This is a genomic window from Micromonospora sonneratiae, from assembly GCF_042679305.1.
GTDB lineage: Bacteria > Actinomycetota > Actinomycetes > Mycobacteriales > Micromonosporaceae > Micromonospora_H > Micromonospora_H sonneratiae.
Genome location: NZ_JBHTMP010000046.1, coordinates 1 through 15,827 on the forward strand (window position 1 = coordinate 1; position 15,827 = coordinate 15,827).

16 protein-coding genes and 1 pseudogene are annotated in these 15,827 nt (G+C 69.3%); 5 read left to right on the top strand and 12 right to left on the bottom strand.

What is annotated here, in order from left to right:
• The 3 genes and pseudogenes from ACFQ4H_RS24795 to ACFQ4H_RS24805 all read right to left on the bottom strand — a co-directional run.
• Positions 1 to 437, bottom strand: a pseudogene (locus ACFQ4H_RS24795) (hypothetical protein); the annotation flags it as partial.
• 45 nt (positions 438 to 482) lie between these two features.
• The gene (locus ACFQ4H_RS24800; protein ID WP_377574876.1) at positions 483 to 1,313 is read right to left on the bottom strand and encodes a polysaccharide deacetylase family protein; all 831 of its coding nucleotides are present in this window, start codon (positions 1,311 to 1,313) and stop codon (positions 483 to 485) included.
• Between the two features lie 461 nt (positions 1,314 to 1,774).
• Positions 1,775 to 2,488: a winged helix-turn-helix transcriptional regulator gene (locus tag ACFQ4H_RS24805; RefSeq protein WP_377574727.1), complete on the bottom strand. Its 714-nt coding sequence runs from the start codon at positions 2,486 to 2,488 to the stop codon at positions 1,775 to 1,777.
• A 249-nt stretch (positions 2,489 to 2,737) separates the two neighbouring features.
• Between ACFQ4H_RS24805 and ACFQ4H_RS24810 the strand changes: the two genes are divergently transcribed.
• The 5 genes from ACFQ4H_RS24810 to ACFQ4H_RS24830 all read left to right on the top strand — a co-directional run bounded on the left by ACFQ4H_RS24810 (position 2,738) and on the right by ACFQ4H_RS24830 (position 6,213).
• Positions 2,738 to 3,820 (top strand): hypothetical protein, encoded by a 1,083-nt coding sequence (locus ACFQ4H_RS24810; protein WP_377574730.1) that lies wholly within the window; start codon positions 2,738 to 2,740, stop codon positions 3,818 to 3,820.
• 79 nt (positions 3,821 to 3,899) lie between these two features.
• Positions 3,900 to 4,694, top strand: a complete 795-nt coding sequence (locus ACFQ4H_RS24815; RefSeq protein ID WP_377574733.1) for an LmeA family phospholipid-binding protein — start codon at positions 3,900 to 3,902, stop codon at positions 4,692 to 4,694.
• 83 nt (positions 4,695 to 4,777) lie between these two features.
• Positions 4,778 to 4,855: an Ms5788A family Cys-rich leader peptide gene (locus tag ACFQ4H_RS24820; protein WP_311202345.1), complete on the top strand. Its 78-nt coding sequence runs from the start codon at positions 4,778 to 4,780 to the stop codon at positions 4,853 to 4,855.
• 171 nt (positions 4,856 to 5,026) lie between these two features.
• The gene (locus ACFQ4H_RS24825) at positions 5,027 to 5,875 is read left to right on the top strand and encodes a sulfurtransferase (RefSeq protein ID WP_377574736.1); all 849 of its coding nucleotides are present in this window, start codon (positions 5,027 to 5,029) and stop codon (positions 5,873 to 5,875) included.
• A 2-nt stretch (positions 5,876 to 5,877) separates the two neighbouring features.
• Complete coding sequence (locus ACFQ4H_RS24830) at positions 5,878 to 6,213, top strand: DUF1416 domain-containing protein (RefSeq protein WP_377574739.1); 336 nt, start codon at positions 5,878 to 5,880, stop codon at positions 6,211 to 6,213.
• 242 nt (positions 6,214 to 6,455) lie between these two features.
• Here the strand turns inward: ACFQ4H_RS24830 and ACFQ4H_RS24835 are convergent, their stop codons facing one another.
• From ACFQ4H_RS24835 to ACFQ4H_RS24875, 9 genes are all read right to left on the bottom strand, one after another.
• Complete coding sequence (locus tag ACFQ4H_RS24835) at positions 6,456 to 7,115, bottom strand: phosphatase PAP2 family protein (RefSeq protein WP_377574741.1); 660 nt, start codon at positions 7,113 to 7,115, stop codon at positions 6,456 to 6,458.
• Positions 7,112 to 7,858 (bottom strand): alanyl-tRNA editing protein, encoded by a 747-nt coding sequence (locus ACFQ4H_RS24840; RefSeq protein ID WP_377574744.1) that lies wholly within the window; start codon positions 7,856 to 7,858, stop codon positions 7,112 to 7,114. The genes ACFQ4H_RS24835 and ACFQ4H_RS24840 overlap by 4 nt, the downstream gene beginning before the upstream one ends.
• 9 nt (positions 7,859 to 7,867) lie before the next feature.
• Complete coding sequence (rarD, locus tag ACFQ4H_RS24845) at positions 7,868 to 8,830, bottom strand: EamA family transporter RarD (RefSeq protein WP_377574746.1); 963 nt, start codon at positions 8,828 to 8,830, stop codon at positions 7,868 to 7,870.
• A complete protein-coding gene (locus tag ACFQ4H_RS24850; protein ID WP_377574749.1) occupies positions 8,827 to 9,645 on the bottom strand; it encodes a formyl transferase in 819 nt (272 codons plus the stop codon). Before ACFQ4H_RS24850 ends, rarD begins: the two co-directional genes overlap by 4 nt.
• A gap of 38 nt (positions 9,646 to 9,683) precedes the next feature.
• Entirely contained in the window at positions 9,684 to 10,955 is a 1,272-nt protein-coding gene (locus ACFQ4H_RS24855) for an ATP-grasp domain-containing protein (protein WP_377574752.1), read from the bottom strand.
• On the bottom strand, positions 10,952 to 12,379 hold the full coding sequence (locus ACFQ4H_RS24860; protein ID WP_377574755.1) for an argininosuccinate lyase: 1,428 nt from the start codon (positions 12,377 to 12,379) through the stop codon (positions 10,952 to 10,954). The genes ACFQ4H_RS24855 and ACFQ4H_RS24860 overlap by 4 nt, the downstream gene beginning before the upstream one ends.
• Positions 12,380 to 12,405: 26 nt before the next feature.
• Positions 12,406 to 13,446, bottom strand: coding sequence for a cysteine synthase family protein (locus ACFQ4H_RS24865; protein ID WP_377574758.1), 1,041 nt, complete (start codon positions 13,444 to 13,446; stop codon positions 12,406 to 12,408).
• Positions 13,443 to 14,354: a GHMP family kinase ATP-binding protein gene (locus ACFQ4H_RS24870; protein ID WP_377574761.1), complete on the bottom strand. Its 912-nt coding sequence runs from the start codon at positions 14,352 to 14,354 to the stop codon at positions 13,443 to 13,445. The genes ACFQ4H_RS24865 and ACFQ4H_RS24870 overlap by 4 nt, the downstream gene beginning before the upstream one ends.
• A gap of 660 nt (positions 14,355 to 15,014) precedes the next feature.
• Entirely contained in the window at positions 15,015 to 15,623 is a 609-nt protein-coding gene (locus tag ACFQ4H_RS24875; RefSeq protein ID WP_377574764.1) for a carbonic anhydrase, read from the bottom strand.
• Between the last annotated feature and the right edge of the window lie 204 nt (positions 15,624 to 15,827).

The following is a 15,827-nucleotide window of genomic DNA, read 5'->3' on the forward strand; positions in this document are numbered from 1 at the left end:
GTCGCGGTGACCAGGGCGCGGCCGAGGCCCCGGTGCCGGCGAGCCGGGTGTACGACCAGCTCGGCCGCTGCCTCGACATCGGCCGCTGCCTCCACGCCGGCCGCTGCCTCCACGCCGGCCGCTGCGTCCACGTAGGACGCTGCCTTTACGTCGGCCGCTGCGTTCACGTCGGCGGTTTCCGGTGCGCGGGTCCTGTCGGTGCCCCCCGTGGCGAGTTCCAGGTGGGCGTAGCCGGCGAGGGTGCCGTCCGGGTCGCGGATCAGCAGGTGGGTACCGTACCCCTGCCGGAGGCGGAGGAGGGTGTGTTCGGAGAACGGGTCCGCCCCGTCGGTGTCCCCCGCCGCACGGGCGAGGGCCAGGACGTCCCGGATGACGTCGTCGTCCAGGCTCCCGGGGAGTTCAATGTGGACACCCATCGGAGACGCGTCGTTGCTCACCTCGCTACGTTAGCCGGCATTCCTGCTCCCGTACGGGTGACGACGCTAACTCGGCTCGCTGGACCGGGTGGGCAGCGCATCGAGATAGAAGCGTCGTGCCAGGTTGGGCAGGATCGTACGCAGTGCCTGTACGGTGCCCTCCCGGTTACCGCCGGCGTCGTGCAGCAGCACGATGTCCCCGGGAAGGGTGTCGGCGGTGACCGTGGCCGCGATGCTGCCGGCACCCGGTAGCGTCCAGTCCTGAGGGTCCACCGTCCAGTGCAGTGGGGTCATCCCGAGGTCGCGGGCGACGGCGACGACGCTGGAGGTCCAGTTTCCACCCGGCTGGCGGTAGTACGCGATCCGCGCTCCGGGTACGGCGTCCCGGATCGCCTCGTTGGTCAGGTACAGGTCCGTCCAGATCGTCGACTCGGCCCGGGCCCCCAGCCCGATGTCGTGGGACCAGGAGTGGTTGCACAGCGTGTGCCCGTCCTCGACGATTTCCCGGACCAACTCCGGATACTGCGTCACGTTCGTTCCGACCAGGCAGAACGTCGCCTTGACGTCGTACTCGCGCAGCAGGGCGAGGGCCTGCGGTGTGTACCGCGGGTCCGGGCCGTCGTCGAAGGTGAGCGCCACCTCGCGCGAGCCGGTGGTCATCCGGCTGCCGAACGGGCCACCCTCCTCGGGCGGCAGCGGGGGATAGGTGGGTTCGTCCGGGCTCGGGGTGGGCGACGGCTCGGGCGGTGTGTCCGTGGCGGTGGATGGCGGATGGTCGGCGGCGACGGCTTGTGCCGGATCGGTCGGAGTCGAGGCTGCGGCCTGACGCGCCGGGTCCCGTCTGGTCGGGTTGTGGCTGAGTCCGAGCGCGAAGGCCCCGGCCAGGATCGAGCACATGGTCAAAGTGGTTATGGTCAATACGCGCGTGGCCGATACCTTTGCCATCAACGGACCCGCCACTTCCTGCTGGCGGACCCGGTCCACGCCGACTCCCTGGTCACCGGTGTCACGGACCGCCCTCCTTCGTTTCAAGCCGGAAATCAGGATAGGTACGGCATTTCGGGCTACGTAAAACTTTCTCCCATCTTCACTCGGATGGTGGGGGTGCCCGGGGCGGGACTGGTCGTGGCTGCCGGCCTCCACACCCGAGGTACGTCCAACCGGCGGTCGAGGGCCGGAAACCGAGGTCCGGCGTGCCGGGACGCGAAAAAACGCCACCGGACGTCGGCCCGGCGGCGTTTCAGCGGAGGTGGCTGGCGATCAGGTGAGGCGGTGACGTTCCGCGGAGGTGGCTGGTGGTCAGGTGAGGTGTGACGTTTCAGGGAAGGTGGCTGGCGGTCAGGGGAGATGGCTGGCGGTCAGACGGGCACCGGTGCGGGCTCCGACTCGGGCAGCGAACGGGCTGGCGGGACGACGAACTTGTAACCCACCTGACGAACCGTGCCGATCATCGACTCGTACTCGGAACCGAGCTTGGCGCGCAGCCGACGTACGTGCACGTCGACTGTCCGGGTGCCGCCGAAGTAGTCGTAGCCCCAGACCTCCCGCAGCAACTGGTCCCGGGTGAAGACCCGGCCCGGGTGCTGGGCGAGGAACTTGAGCAGCTCGAACTCCTTGTACGTCAGGTCGAGCGGACGGCCCTTCAGCTTGGCCGCGTAGGTGTCCGGATCGATGGTCAGCTCACCGGAGCGGATCAGTCCGCTGGCCCCGGCGGTCGCATTGTTGAGCCGGCCGACGGCCAGTCGGAGCCGGGCCTCCACCTCGGCCGGGCCGGCACTGGCGAGGATCACGTCGTCGACGCCCCAGTCGGCGTTGAGCGCGATCAGACCCGCCTCGGTGACCACCGCCAGCAGGGGTACCCCGATACCGGTGGAGTGCAACAGGCGGCAGGTGGCGCGGGCGTCACTGAGCTCCGACCGGGCATCCACGAGTACCGCGTCCGGGCTCGGACCGGAAACCAGGGTGCGGACGTCACGCGGGGCGGTACGCACCGAGTGGGGTAGTAGGTCGAGGGCCGGCAGTACGGCCGAGGGTTCGCCCGCACGCGCGGTCACCAGCAGCAGGATCTCCACGCAATCACCTCCGTCCCGGCGGCTTCGCCGCGCGGTGGCCAGCGGTGTTCCGACTTGCGGGCGCCGCTGGAGACTGGTGTCGGTCCCGGCGTCGCTGACGGGCGATTCGGGCTGAGCTTAACTGATTCCGCTGCTAGATCCTCTGGGCGCCTGATCGATTTGTCGTTTTTGTTGCTCTGTAGGCACAGGTTTTTACTTCGTGGAAACCGTGGTCGGCGGGACACCCGTCCGGTCTGGCACGATCAGTGCGTGTACCCCTCGATGCCCCCCGAGACCGGTCGCGACTCCTGGGCCGACGGACCACGGCCCGGCCCGCCCGGCCGTGGCCGTACGCCGGTCCCCCCGGGCCAGCCCGGGCCGGCTGGACCTGCACGTCCGCCGATGGCGATCGACGAATCACCGCACGACGAGTGGAGTGAGTTCGGCGTCGGCCGACGGCCCAGGGGTGAGCTGGTACCCGGTCCGCCGCCCGTCGACGAGGACCTGGAAGAAGAAGAGATCGAGGTCGTCCCGGTCCGCCGGTCGTTGGCGATCGCGATCGCCGGCTTCTCCGCGCTGCTCGGCATCGGTCTGGTCTTCGGGGCGCAACTGGCCGGCCCGGGCAGTGCCCGGATCCCGTTCGCGGTGGTCGTGTTCGGGGTGCAGGTGCTCTTCGTCCTCGCCTGGACCATGGCCATGCGTCCACCGGCACTCTTCCTGGTTGCCGGGGTCGCCATCGCCGCCGCCGTCGCCGCTGACGTGGCCGCCGTCACAGCGGAGGTCGCCGGACTGGCTCCGCTCGGCTACGTGGCGGTGGCGGGCTTCGTCGCCGGGGTCCTCGGCCAACTCGTCCGCCGGGCCGACCGGGTCAGGGTCACCGACTCGCTCGGCTCCACCCTGCTCATCGTGGTCGGTGTCGTCGCCCTCGCGACCCTCATCGTGCTCGGCCGGGTACCCATCGGCACGCAGGCGATCTTCGTCTGCCTGGCCTCGGCCGGCATCTCACTGACCGTGGCCCGACTGACCGATGCGGTGCTGCCCTGGCCCCGGTTGGCCCCACAGGTGCCCCGGGGAGCGGCCGGGGTGGTCATCGGCGCGATGGTCGGAACGCTGGCGGCGGGAGTGATCGGCATCTTCCTCGTCGGGTTCAGCCCGACCAGTGCCGCCGTGGTCGGGTTGATCGCTGCGGCCACCGCCGCCCTGACCGACCTCGCGGTCGGCTACGCCGAGGCGGGCCGACAGATGGCCGGTGAACCGCCGACCATGTGGGTGGCCCGCCACATGCAGGGCCCGCTCGGTGGGTTCGCCCTGGCCGCACCGGCCGCATACGCGATGAGCGTGCTCTTCCTCTGATCCAGCAACCTGGATTGGGGATCAACGATGTCGGGTACGTATCGGTGCTCTGACAGCACCGGATGAGTCAGGAGGCGGCGTGGCAGACAGCTATCAGGCGTACCCGGAGCAACCGGTTCGGCGGCGGCGGCGGGGACGTCGCCTGCTCATCACACTGGTCGTCCTGCTTCTCGTGCTGGGCGGCATACTGGTGGTGGCCGACCGGCTGGCGGTCGGGGTCGCCGAGCGGGCCATCGCCGAACAGGTCGAGCGGGAGATCGCCCGGCAGCAGATCTCCTCGTCGAAACCGGAGGCCAGCGTCGGTGGCTTCCCGTTCCTGACCCAGGTCGCCAGCGGACGGTACGAGTCGATCAACATCGTGGTACACGACCTCCAGGGCCCGGTCCGGGGACAGAGCGTGCGCCTACCCAAGGTCGACATCGATGCCCGTAACGTCGACGCGCCGCTGGACGCGCTGCGCTCCGGTCAGGGAACGGTGACCGCGGAAACCGTGGTGGGCACCGGGACGATCTCCTACGACACCGTCGCGGAGTTCATGAACAAGCCCGGGATCACCCTCGCCGAGAAGAACGGCAAACTCGAGGTGGCCGGCTCGCTGAAGGTCATGGGGCAGGACCGGGCAATTCACGGCACGGGTGACCTCTCCGTCGACCAGGGGCGGGTGTCGATCAAGTTCGACGAACTCACCGTCGAGGGAGCACCGAACAACCCGCTGGTCCAGGCTCTGATCAAGGCGTACGCCCAGCAGATCTCCGTGAAACTGCCGCTGCCGGCACTGCCGTTCCAGCTCGACGTGCAGGAGGTGCGCCCGTTGCCGGAGGGGCTGGCCGTACGGGCGACGGCCAAGAACGTCCCACTCAACTCGGTGGCGTAACTGCCGACGCCCCCGGATGGTGCTTATCCCGGATCGTGGTCAGCCCTGGGTAAGTGCTGGTACGGCTGCTAGGCTCCGAGGCTATGGGGACGCTCCTCACCAAACGGCGCGCGGTCGACCTGTGCCGCGTGGCCACCTGCCTGTGTCGCCCCGTCATCTGACGGCGGGGCTGCTCGTGCTGCGTACCCTTTGACACCTCTCCACGCCCGGCAGCGGCGCCGTCGCACAACCCCCGTGATCCGTCTTCCATGGGTCTCGCGTGTGGGGTGCGACCGTCCACATCGCGCACTGTTCACGCGCTGACTCACACCATCCTTACAGGGAGTGAACTGATGAGTCGCGACACCGCGCTCGTCTCGGCCGAGTGGGCCGAGAAGAACCTCGACGCCCCGGGCGTCGTCTTCGTCGAGGTCGACGAGGACACCGCCGCCTACGACACCAACCACATCGCCGGTGCGGTCAAGCTCGACTGGCGGACCGACCTGCAGGACCCGATCCGGCGGGACTTCGTCAACAAGTCGCAGTTCGAGGCGCTGCTCTCCGAGCGGGGCATCGCCAACGACGACACCGTCATCCTGTACGGCGGCAACAACAACTGGTTCGCCGCGTACGCGTACTGGTACTTCAAGCTCTACGGGCACGGCGACGTCCGGCTGCTCGACGGTGGCCGCAAGAAGTGGGAGTTGGACGCCCGGCCGCTGGTCAGCGACCCGGTCACTCGCCCGGTCACGCAGTACGTCGCACAGGAGCCGGACGCGTCGATCCGGGCGTTCCGGGACGAGGTCGTGGCTGCGATCGGCACGCAGAACCTGGTCGACGTACGGTCCCCCGACGAGTTCGCGGGACGCCTGCTGGCCCCGGCCCACCTGCCGCAGGAGCAGGCGCAGCGGGCCGGCCACATCCCGACCGCGGTCAGCGTGCCGTGGTCCAAGGCGGCCAACGAGGACGGCACCTTCAAGTCCGACGACGAACTGCGGGCGATCTACGCGGCGGCCGGCCTGGACGACAACCGGGACACGATCGCCTACTGCCGGATCGGCGAGCGCTCCTCGCACACCTGGTTCGTGCTCAAGGAGCTGCTCGGCCACCGGAACGTGAAGAACTACGACGGATCCTGGACCGAGTACGGCTCGCTGGTCGGCGTGCCGGTCGCACTCGGTGACGAGCCCGGGGAGGCCTGACGATGACCGCACCAGTTTCCACCGCCAACACCGCCGCCGGTTGCGCGGCTCCGGACCAGGCCGCTCCGCTGCCCGCCAGCCTCGACCTGGAGAAGGAAACCGTGATCACCGGCGTCGTACGCATCGACTCCGGCGAGCCGGTGCCCGGGGCGTACGTCCGGCTGCTCGACTCCACCGGTGAGTTCACCGCCGAGGTGGTCACCTCGCCGGCCGGCCAGTTCCGGTTCTTCGCCGCTCCGGGGACCTGGACGCTGCGTGCCCTGTCCCGGCACGGCAACGGCGACCTGTCGGTCACCGCTGCGCGGGGCTTCAACGAGGTCGGCGTCACCGTCGGCTGACCGTACGGCTGTAGTGGTAGCGGACGCCGCCCGGACCGGATCAGGTCCGGGCGGCGTCCGCTTTTCACTGCCCCGCCCCACCCCTCGGGTTGGTCAAGAGGTTCGCCTGAGGGGGGTGGAACGCCTGCTCGGGTAGCTGTGCCACGCCGAAGGGGTTGTCGATGACGTACCGCCAACGACCGTCGGTGCCACGCCGGCCGACATCGGTGGCGGGCCGGCTCACCGACCATCGTGGCCCACGACTACGCCATCAACAGGTATGCCGGGGTGGCGATCAGGATGCCGGCGATGGTGCCGGTGATCACCTGGGTGGTGGTGTGGGCGCGTAGCACGACGCGGGACCAACCGACGGCCGCGACGGCCGCGAATGCGGCCAGCAGCGCGGGACCAAACATGATCACCAGTACGGAGGCGGAGCCGGAGGCCACCGCGGCGTGCCCGCTGAGCTTCCAGAACATGTTGACCACGGTCAGGATCAGCACCACTCCGAAGATCACCACGACCATGGCGACGAGTTCGCGTGGTGCCCCGAGGACGATCAGCAGGGTTAGCCCGGTGACCACCGAGACGAGGCCGAAGAGCAACGGTTTGCGGCGCTGCTCCCGGCGACCGATGTGGTGGTCGGTGAGCTGGCCCCGGCGGACGCCCAGCAGGATCACCCCGAACGGGATCACCGCGGAGAAGAACACTGCCAGGGCTGCCCAACCGAGACCGGTCAGCAGGTCGGCGCTGACGTGCAGGGCGATGATCAGTGGCATCAGCGCGGCCAGGACCGCGGGCGCGAACGTCTCGGTGACGACCTTCGCGGCGCGGTGGGTGATCGAGCGGGTCGGGTGGTCGACATCGGTGGCTGCTGTCACCGTTGGATCATGCCAGACGTCGATGGTCCATCGATCGCTCATTGGGTGAGTCTGATGCGTACCCTCCGGTTCTGCCGGCCCTTGCTCTCCACCTTCTGCACCTGTACGCGACCGATCTGACCGGTCGAGGCGACGTGGGTGCCGCCATCGGCCTGGACATCCAGCCCGACGATGTCCACCACGCGAATCTCCGGCGTCTCCAACGGCGGCAGCGCGTCCTGGGTACGAACCAGATCGGGAATGGCCAACGCCTCTTCCCGGGGCAGGACCCGGACGACGATCTTCCGATCGGCCGATATCTCGGCGTTGACGGCATCCTCAAGGGACTGCTTGAACCCGGGCGGGATCTCCGGAAGGTTGAAGTCCATCCGGGCCTCGCCGGGCTGCATACTGCCGCCGGTGACCAGTGCGCCGAAGTCGCGGAAGACCGTGCCGCACAACACGTGCAACCCGGAGTGGACCCGCATCAGGCTGCTGCGACGCTCGTCGTCGATCGCACCGGTGACGGTGGTGCCGGTGGGCGGAACCGGGTCGCCGGGCGCGGGAAGCAGATAGAGGTCGTCGCCCTTGCGTGATCCGACGATCCGGGTCTTCACCCCCTGCCACAGCAGCACCCCGAAGTCCGGTGGTTGCCCGCCACCGCCCGGATAGAACGCGGAACGGTCGAGCACGATTCCGGCCTCCGGATCGGCGGGATCGGACCAGACCACCACGCAGTCCCATTCCCGGATCGACGGATCCACCCAGTCCAGACGCTGGGTACGTCCATGATGCTCAAATCCCATGGGGAGACCCTACATATTTTCCAGCGCGCGATCAGCTCGACGATTGGCCGCGCCATAGGCCACCAGGAAAATGATCGCACCGGCCCAGACCAGACAGTACGCACCGAGCCCGGCCGGGGTGATCGTTTCGTGTAGGCCGAACAGACCGATGAGGAACTGGATCGTCGGCAGTAGATATTGCAACATTCCCATTACCGTCAACGGTGTGCGTACGGTGGCGAAGCCGAACAGCAGCAGGGGCGCGGCCGTCGCCAGGCCGGTGCTCACCAGCAACAGGGAGTCCACCGTGTCGCCGCCGAAATGCCCCTCACCCGTTGCCGCCAACACGATGAGATAGCCGACGGCGGGCACCGTCAGGAGAGCGGTCTCCACCGCCAGCCCCTGCCAGGTCGGCATGTCGGCCTTCTTCCGGGCCAGACCGTAGCAGGCGAACGTCGCCGCCAGCCCCAGTGCGATCCATGGCGGCCGTTGCGAGTCGATGGCCAGCCACAGCACACCGGCGGCGGACAGCCCGATCGCCACCCACTGCGCCGGAGTCAGCCGCTCGCGTACCACCAGCAGGCCGAGCATCGCGCTGAACAGTGGGTTGATGTAGTAGCCGAGCGCCGTCTCGATCACATGCCCGCTGTTGATCGCCCAGATGTAGAGGCCCCAGTTGACGCCGACGAAGCAACCGGCGGCCAGCAGCAGTCCCAGCCGGCGCAGGTCCCTGCCCAGGGTGCGCAGCCACTGCCAGTCCCGGCGTACCGCCAGCACCACCAGGACCAGCGCCAACGACCAGACGATCCGGTGCGCCAGGATCTCCAGCGGCTGGGCCGGTTCGAGCAGCGGCCAGTAGAGGGTGAGCAGGCCCCACAGGGCGTACGCCGCCGTGCCCGCCAGCACCCCGCCGCCGCGTCGACGCCGATCCGGTCCGGTGCTGTCGGCGGACGATTCGATCAGGTCGGTGGTACCGGTGCGGTTGGCCGTCATGCGTTGGTCTCCGGTGCCGGCCGCGTACCCGGGATGGCGGTCCGCCGCCGAGAGGCCCGGCCGAATCCGTGCTTCCGGGCCCACATCCGCAGGTCGTGCGTCGGGCCCCGGTCACGGGTCCGGTACGTCCGGCCGCGCTGCGGCTGCGGGATTGCCGGCAGGTCGACGCCGGCCTCAAGCTGCCCCAGCAGCCCGACCAGCCGGTGGATGGCGAGCTTTTCGGCGCGACAGTACAGCTGCTCGGCGGTCTCCCCGCCATGCACCGGAGGGCGGACCACGTCGATCAGTGCCCCGGTGTCCACCCCCTGGTTCACGTGGTGGATGCTCACGCCGACCTTCTCCGGCTGACCGTCGTACAGGGCGAAGAAGACGCAGTGGTTGCCCTTGTAGTCCGGCAGGTGACCGCCGTGCACGTTGACGATCCGGTCACCGGCCGTGTCGAGCACCTTCGCACCGAGGATGGAGCAGCCGATCACCACGGTGACGTCGGGCCGGGCCTGCGCCAGGCCGGTGGAGACCTCGGGATCGTTGATCGACGACACCGTGACGGCGTCGGCCGCCCCCAGGTACATCGGCGGATCGTGGCGGAAGTAGTCGCGGCGGTAGCGGTCCTTGCCGGTGAGCCGGCGCCGAATGTCGTGGTAGCGGTAGTAGGCGTAGTCGCGGTAACGCCGCCGGGTCCACAGCCGTCGTACCTTGGCCGAGCCCGGTTCGACGGCGGTGAACACGACGTCGAAGCGGGACCGGAGCATCGACTCCAGGTACCGGTGGTGGTGATCGTCCGCGCGCAGGACAGCTACCCGGAGGGAGGGCATGGTCGTCTCCGTTCTGCTCGGCTTCGGCTCGATCGGGGTCAGGGACGGGCAGCCGCCGGCTCGACGACCGGTACGGGCCCATCCGTCAGCGCTTCCGTGACGGCGCGGCGACCCGCTTCGGCGGCGGAGGCCGCGTCCGTGGCGGTCTCGCCCAACGCCAGTACGTGTCCGATCCGGTCCCGGAACGAGTGGTGATGCTGCCGCCGTTCACCGGCGGTGGCCGTACAGACCGCCTCCACCACGCCCGGAACCGCCCACGCCCGGTCCAGGCTGACCGTACGGACCTCCCCGTCGTCGGGTAGCAGGAGGAACCGGATCGAGGCGTGGTGGTCGGCCCCCCGGGTGACCGGGCCACCCGGGCCCCGGCCGGCGGCGGACCGGATCGTCGCGGCGATCAGGTCGATTCCCGTGGCCAGCCGGACCAGTTGCGGGATCAGCCCGCCGGCCAGCCTCGGGTTGACCTCCATCACCACCGGTCCCCGGGCGGACAGCCGCAGCTCGACGTGCGCCGGACCGTGGTCGAGTCCGAGCACCTCGACGGCTCGGCGGGCGACCTCCGCCAGCCGGTCGGCGTCGGCGGGGGCGAGTACGGCCGGAAAGTCGTGCCCGGTCTCCACGAAGAACGGCGGTTCGCCGAGGTGCTTGGCGGTGATGCCATACACGGTGCCGTCGAGCACTTCCACGGAGTACTCCGGACCGGTGACCAACTCCTCGACCAGGATCCGTGGCTCGATCGGCAGGCCCCGTTCGTTGTGCCGTACCGCCAGCAGCCGTTGTGCCCAGGCAGCCGCCTCGTCCGGCCCGGAACAGGCCCGGACGCCCTCCGAGCCGGAGCCGAAGCAGGGTTTCACCACCACACTGCCGCCGAGTTGCCGGGTGGCCTCGGCCGCCTGGTCGGCGTCGGAACACTCGACGTACCGCACCGCGCCGGGGTGGCCGGCCAGCGTACGCCGTTGCATGGCCTTGTTGCGGCACCGGACCACCGCGTCCGGGTCGGGGGCCGGCAGGTCGAGCTGACGGGCCAGCCGGGCGGCGGCGGCCACGAAGTACTCACTGCTGGACAGCACGGCACCGATCGGCGCGCGGGCGACCAGTCCGGTACAGGCCGCAGCCAGGGCAGCGGGGTCGCCGGTGTCCACCCGCAGGAAGGCCACACCGTCGGCGGCCACGTACGGATAACGACTGTCGTCCGCGGTCAGCAGCACCGGGGTGAAGCCGAGTGCCCGACCGGTGCTGGCGAACAGTCGGCCGGTCCCGGTGGTGTTGCTCTCGACCAGCACCAGCCAGGGGTGCTGTGTGGAGTCGGTCATGCCAACCACCTCCTGTCGTCGACGTCGCCGAGGATCGCCTCGACGGCCTTCTCCAACTCGGCCGCCCGACTGCGCAACGTGTCCCGCCGGGATCGATGCACGGCGAGGTGTGCCGCCCACCGGCCCCGTAACAGCTGCTGCTGGGCGGCTACCGAGGCGGGGCCGGGTCCACCGCCGAATTCGCTGTCGCGTGCCACATCGGCCGCCGTCGGCATGTCGTCGACCCGCTGGCCACGCCGTACCAATTTACCGATCTCGTGGTGTGCCGACCGGAATGGCACGCCGTCCCGAACCAGTCGGTTGGCCATCGCGGTCGCGGTGGTCCACCCCTGCTCGGCACGTTCGGTCATCCGGTCCGGTACGGGCTCCGCGCCCATGGCCAGCAGCCTGGTCAGCACCACGGATTCGAGGGCGGCGGACAGGCCGGACCAGACCCCGGACACCCCCTCGGTGCCCACCTCGATCGAGTTGGTGAACGGGGTGCCCCTGGTCGCCATGGCGAGGGTCTGGGCGGCGGCGAACACCAGGGCGGGCTTGGCCTTTACATGCTCGGTCAGGAACACGTTGCGCTTCTGCGGCATGATCGAGCTGGACCCGACCAGCTCGTCCGGGAACCGGAGCAGACCGAATTCCTGGCTGCTCCACAGTTGCAGGTCGGTGGCGAACCGGCTGGTGGTCAGTGATGCGGCGGTAGCCGCGAACAGCAACCGCAGACTGGTGTCCCGGGAGGCCACGGCGTCGATGCTGTTGATCGCCGACCGGTCGAAACCGAGCAGGTGGGCCACCCGGGCCGGATCCAGCGGCAGGTCGGTGCCACCGACACCGCATGCCCCCATCGGGCTGGCCCGCAGCCCGTCCGCAGCCTGTTCGATGCCGACCAGGTCGCGGTCGAGGGCGGCAGCCACGCCCAGCAGATAGTGTCCGTAGGTGACCGGGACGGCCGGCTGGAAATGGGTGTAGATCGGTAGCACCTGGTCCGCGTGACGTCGGGCCCGGGACAACAGGATCGCCTGCAACCGCAGAGTCTCGTCCAGCAGTTCGTCGACGTGCCGGCGCAGCCGCAGCATGAGTACGGTGGCCTTCAGGTCGTTACGGGACCGGCCGGTGTGCAGGCTGCCGCCGGCGTCCGTACCGACCTTCCCGATCAGGAAGTCCTCGTACATGAGGTAGAGACCGCGTGGCGCGGGTCGGCCACGTAGCGGGTCGAAGTTCCGTCGACGCAGGTCCAGGATGCAGGCCAGCAGCGGCGCGGCCCGCTCGGTGCCGACCAGCCCACGCTCCACGAGGCCGACGACGTGTGCGAGGTCGATGTCGGTCATCGGCCAGAGTTCGGCGTCGATGTCCTGGTCGGCGGTGGCGCCGAACACGATCCGCCGGGCGGTCGGCGTGAGTGGTCTGACGATGCGGCCGGTGTCGTCCGCCATGGAAAACCCTCCTCCTCCGTCCGTGGTCAACCACGGGTGGCCGGCTGCCGGACCACCTCGTCCAGCCCGCGCCGGTTCCAGCCCAGGTACGTCCAGCCGGTGTCGACCTCGGCCGGGTGGAACACCGGGGTCGGTTCCGGTGGGCCGGGCCGGTCCAATCCCTGTGCGGCGATCCAGTCCGGGTCGAAGACGGTGTCCTGGTAGCGGTAGCCCTCGTCCGGGCACAGGATCACCGTCGTGGCGTCCGGGTGTTCCGCTGCCCACCACCTGCCGACCACGTACGCGGCACCGCTGGTCGGGCCCATGAAGAGGGCGTGTCGGGCCAGCAGTTCACGGGCACCGGCGTACGCCTCGGCCGGACCGAGCCAGTGCACCTCGTCGAAGACCCGGTGGTCGAGGTTGGGCGGCAGCAGACTGTTGCCGAGACCACGCAGTGCCCGGCGTCCGTCCGGTTGACCGAAGAGGACGCTGTTGTGGGTGTCGATGCCAACGGCCCGCATGTCGTCGAAGGCGGTCCGTAGGTGTGTGGCGGTGCCACACATCGAGCCGCCCGAGCCGACCGGCCCGACCAGGCAGTCCACCTGTCCGACCGCTTCGGCGATGGCCGCTGCCGCGTACGAGTAGGACAGCGGGTTGTCCGGGTTGCCGTACTGGTTGGGGCAGAACGAGTCGGGGTGGCGTTCCCGGATCTCGCGGACCCGTTCCAGCCGGGCCGCCTGGATCCCACCGACCGGTGCCGGCTGTTGGACGATCTGCACCTCGGCACCGAGGGTCTCCAGGCGGCGGCGCAGCCGGTCGTCGATGGCCGGATCGCCGACCAGGATCAGCCGGTGGCCGGTCAGCGCCGTCTGCTGTGCGAGGCCCAGGCCGAAGGTGCCCGAGGTCGTCTCGACCACGACGGTGTCGGGGCCGAGTTCACCCCGGTCGGCGGCGGACCGCAGGATGTACCAGGCGGGCAGCAGCTTCATCAGGGTGAAGACGGCGGCGTAGTAGTTGGGGCCCAATCGGATCAGGCGCGGCAGTCGTTGCGCCTCGACCACGTCACGGTATGCCTGTGTCCGGCTCACACCAGTGCTCCAGCCGACGTCACGGTCAGGATCTGCGGATCGGCGAAACCACGTCTTCGTAGCAGCCGTACGCATCGGTCGGCCTGTCGTTCCGCGTCGGGGCGGCCGGCGTCGTAGATCACCCCGGCCACCGTGCCGCTGTGTGACACCTGCACGCCCAGTCCGCCGGCCTCCCGGGCGGTACGACACAGCGTGGCGAATCCACGGGTCGGCAGGTATCGCTGGTTGATCCGGGCACTGGCCTGGGCCACCTGGGCCAGGAGCGCCACCGAGCGGGTGGCCAGCGCGTGCCGCAGCAGGCCGACCAGCACCCGGAAGCTCGCCACCTCGGCGGGGGTGTGCTCGGGCGGGCGGAACGCGAGGGTGTCGACGCCGCCCCGGGCCGGGTCGGTGTCACAGCCCACCACCAGCATGCCCGGAAGTCTGCTGTCGAACTCCTCCAGGATGCGCCCGCTGCGGTGGGCGAACAGCACCACACGGTCCTCCACCATCACCGAGTCGGAGGCCCCCTCGGCACGTACGGCGAGGGCGGCGATCTCGGCAGTGGACAGCCGTAGCCCGTAGCAGTCGGCGACGGCCCGGAGGGTGGCCGTCACGTCGCTGGTCGACGACCCGAGACCGAGTCCGGGCTGCGCCTGTCCGGACAGGACGAGTTCACCGCCGCTGGCGGTCGGCAGGTGTTCCCGGAGCATCAGTTCGGCGGCGGCCTGTGCCTTGCGCCGCCACGCCGGTCGGACCGTCACCAACGGGGCGTCCGGTGCCCGGTCGAGCAGCGGCCGGAACTCGGCCGTGGTGACCAGACCGGGTAGTGGCATGGTCACGAGTGCCCGGTGTGATCTACCGGACCGGTCCTGGAAGGTGCCCTGTAGTAGTTCTCCATGGTGTCCGATGGCGTGGCCACGACCCACGTCTCGAACCGGTATCGCTCGGTGGTCACGAATGCGGTTGGACGCCGCGATCAGCACGGCAGCATCACCGTTCCTCTCTCGTGTTGATCCTTCCGAATGGCAGACAGGTGCGTTGGTCGTGGTGTTGTGCGAGAATGCCATGGCGGACCTATATATTGAAACACGCAAATGTTAGCAGAATTCGTATTGCCTGGCGCGGGATGCTTCCACGTTAACCGCAGATTGTTCGATCATTCGGATCCGGTGCTGCGGAGAAGTCGTTTTACCTGCGGAGACATTGCCAACAGGCGGGTCGGCGGCGGTGGTATACGGATCATCAGCCCGGGGCGGTGAACCTGCATCGGACACCTCGGCCGTACGGGGTGTGCAGGCAATTCTCGTCAACAATGGTTGCCGGGACATGACGTCGCCGCCAACCTCTTCGCAACGTTCGGTCGAGGTCGGCTCCCGTGTGCATGGTCAGGTACCCGGCGCAGAGCTACCTGCCCGGTTCCGCCTCCGGTGCGTACCGCCGGGCGGCCGGTGGGCCAGCCGGATGCCCACGTCCTCGCACCCGCTGGCCCGCCGTCACCCGGACCCCGGTCACCTCGAACGGCGACCGGTCACCTCGAACGGCGACCGGTCACCTCGAACGGCGACCGGTCACCTCGCCATCCCCGGTCAGCCGGTGCTGACGATGCGGGCCTTCCCGTCGCTGAGCTGGTAGGACATTCCCACCACGGCGCAGCGCCCCTCGGCCACCGCCCTGGACAGCGTCTCGGAGAGGTGCTGCAACTGCCGGACGGTGCGCTGGATGTGGATGTCGACGATCTGGTCGACGTCGTTGACCTGCTGGCTGGCCGCCAGCGCGACGCTGGGGATGACGGCGTCCACGACGGCGCCCAGGAAGCCCGACGGTGAGGTTCCCTCGGAGACCGCGTCGCAGGCGGCCCGTACCGCACCGCAGGAGTTGTGGCCGAGCACCACCACCAGTGGCGTCTTCAGGATCGTGACGGCGTACTCGACGCTGCCCAGCACCGCGGTGCCGACGGTGTGCCCGGCGGTACGGACCACGAACAGGTCACCCAGCCCCCGGTCGAAGATGATCTCCGCAGCGAGTCGGGAGTCGGAGCAGCCGAAGATCACGGCGAACGGTGCCTGTGCGCCGGCCAGGGCGGCCCGGTGTTCGGCGTCCTGGTTCGGGTGTATGCGGGTGCCGGTGACAAAGCGTTCATTGCCGGCGCGTAGTTCGGCCAGTGCGAGTTCGGGTGTCGCGGGGCGCTCGGTCATGTTCGCAGCGTACGGACAACACCCCGAAGATCCGGGTATTGGTCGCCCAGATCATGCGAGACGAGATTCACGCCGATTCCGGCGACCTGGCGCGGTAACCAGCCGTTCTGATGATCCAAGCAGCAAAGATGATCACATAAGATGTCGGCCCTGCCCGTCCGATCGGCCGGCTCCCGCCGGGAAGCCGAGACGAGCGGTGGCCGT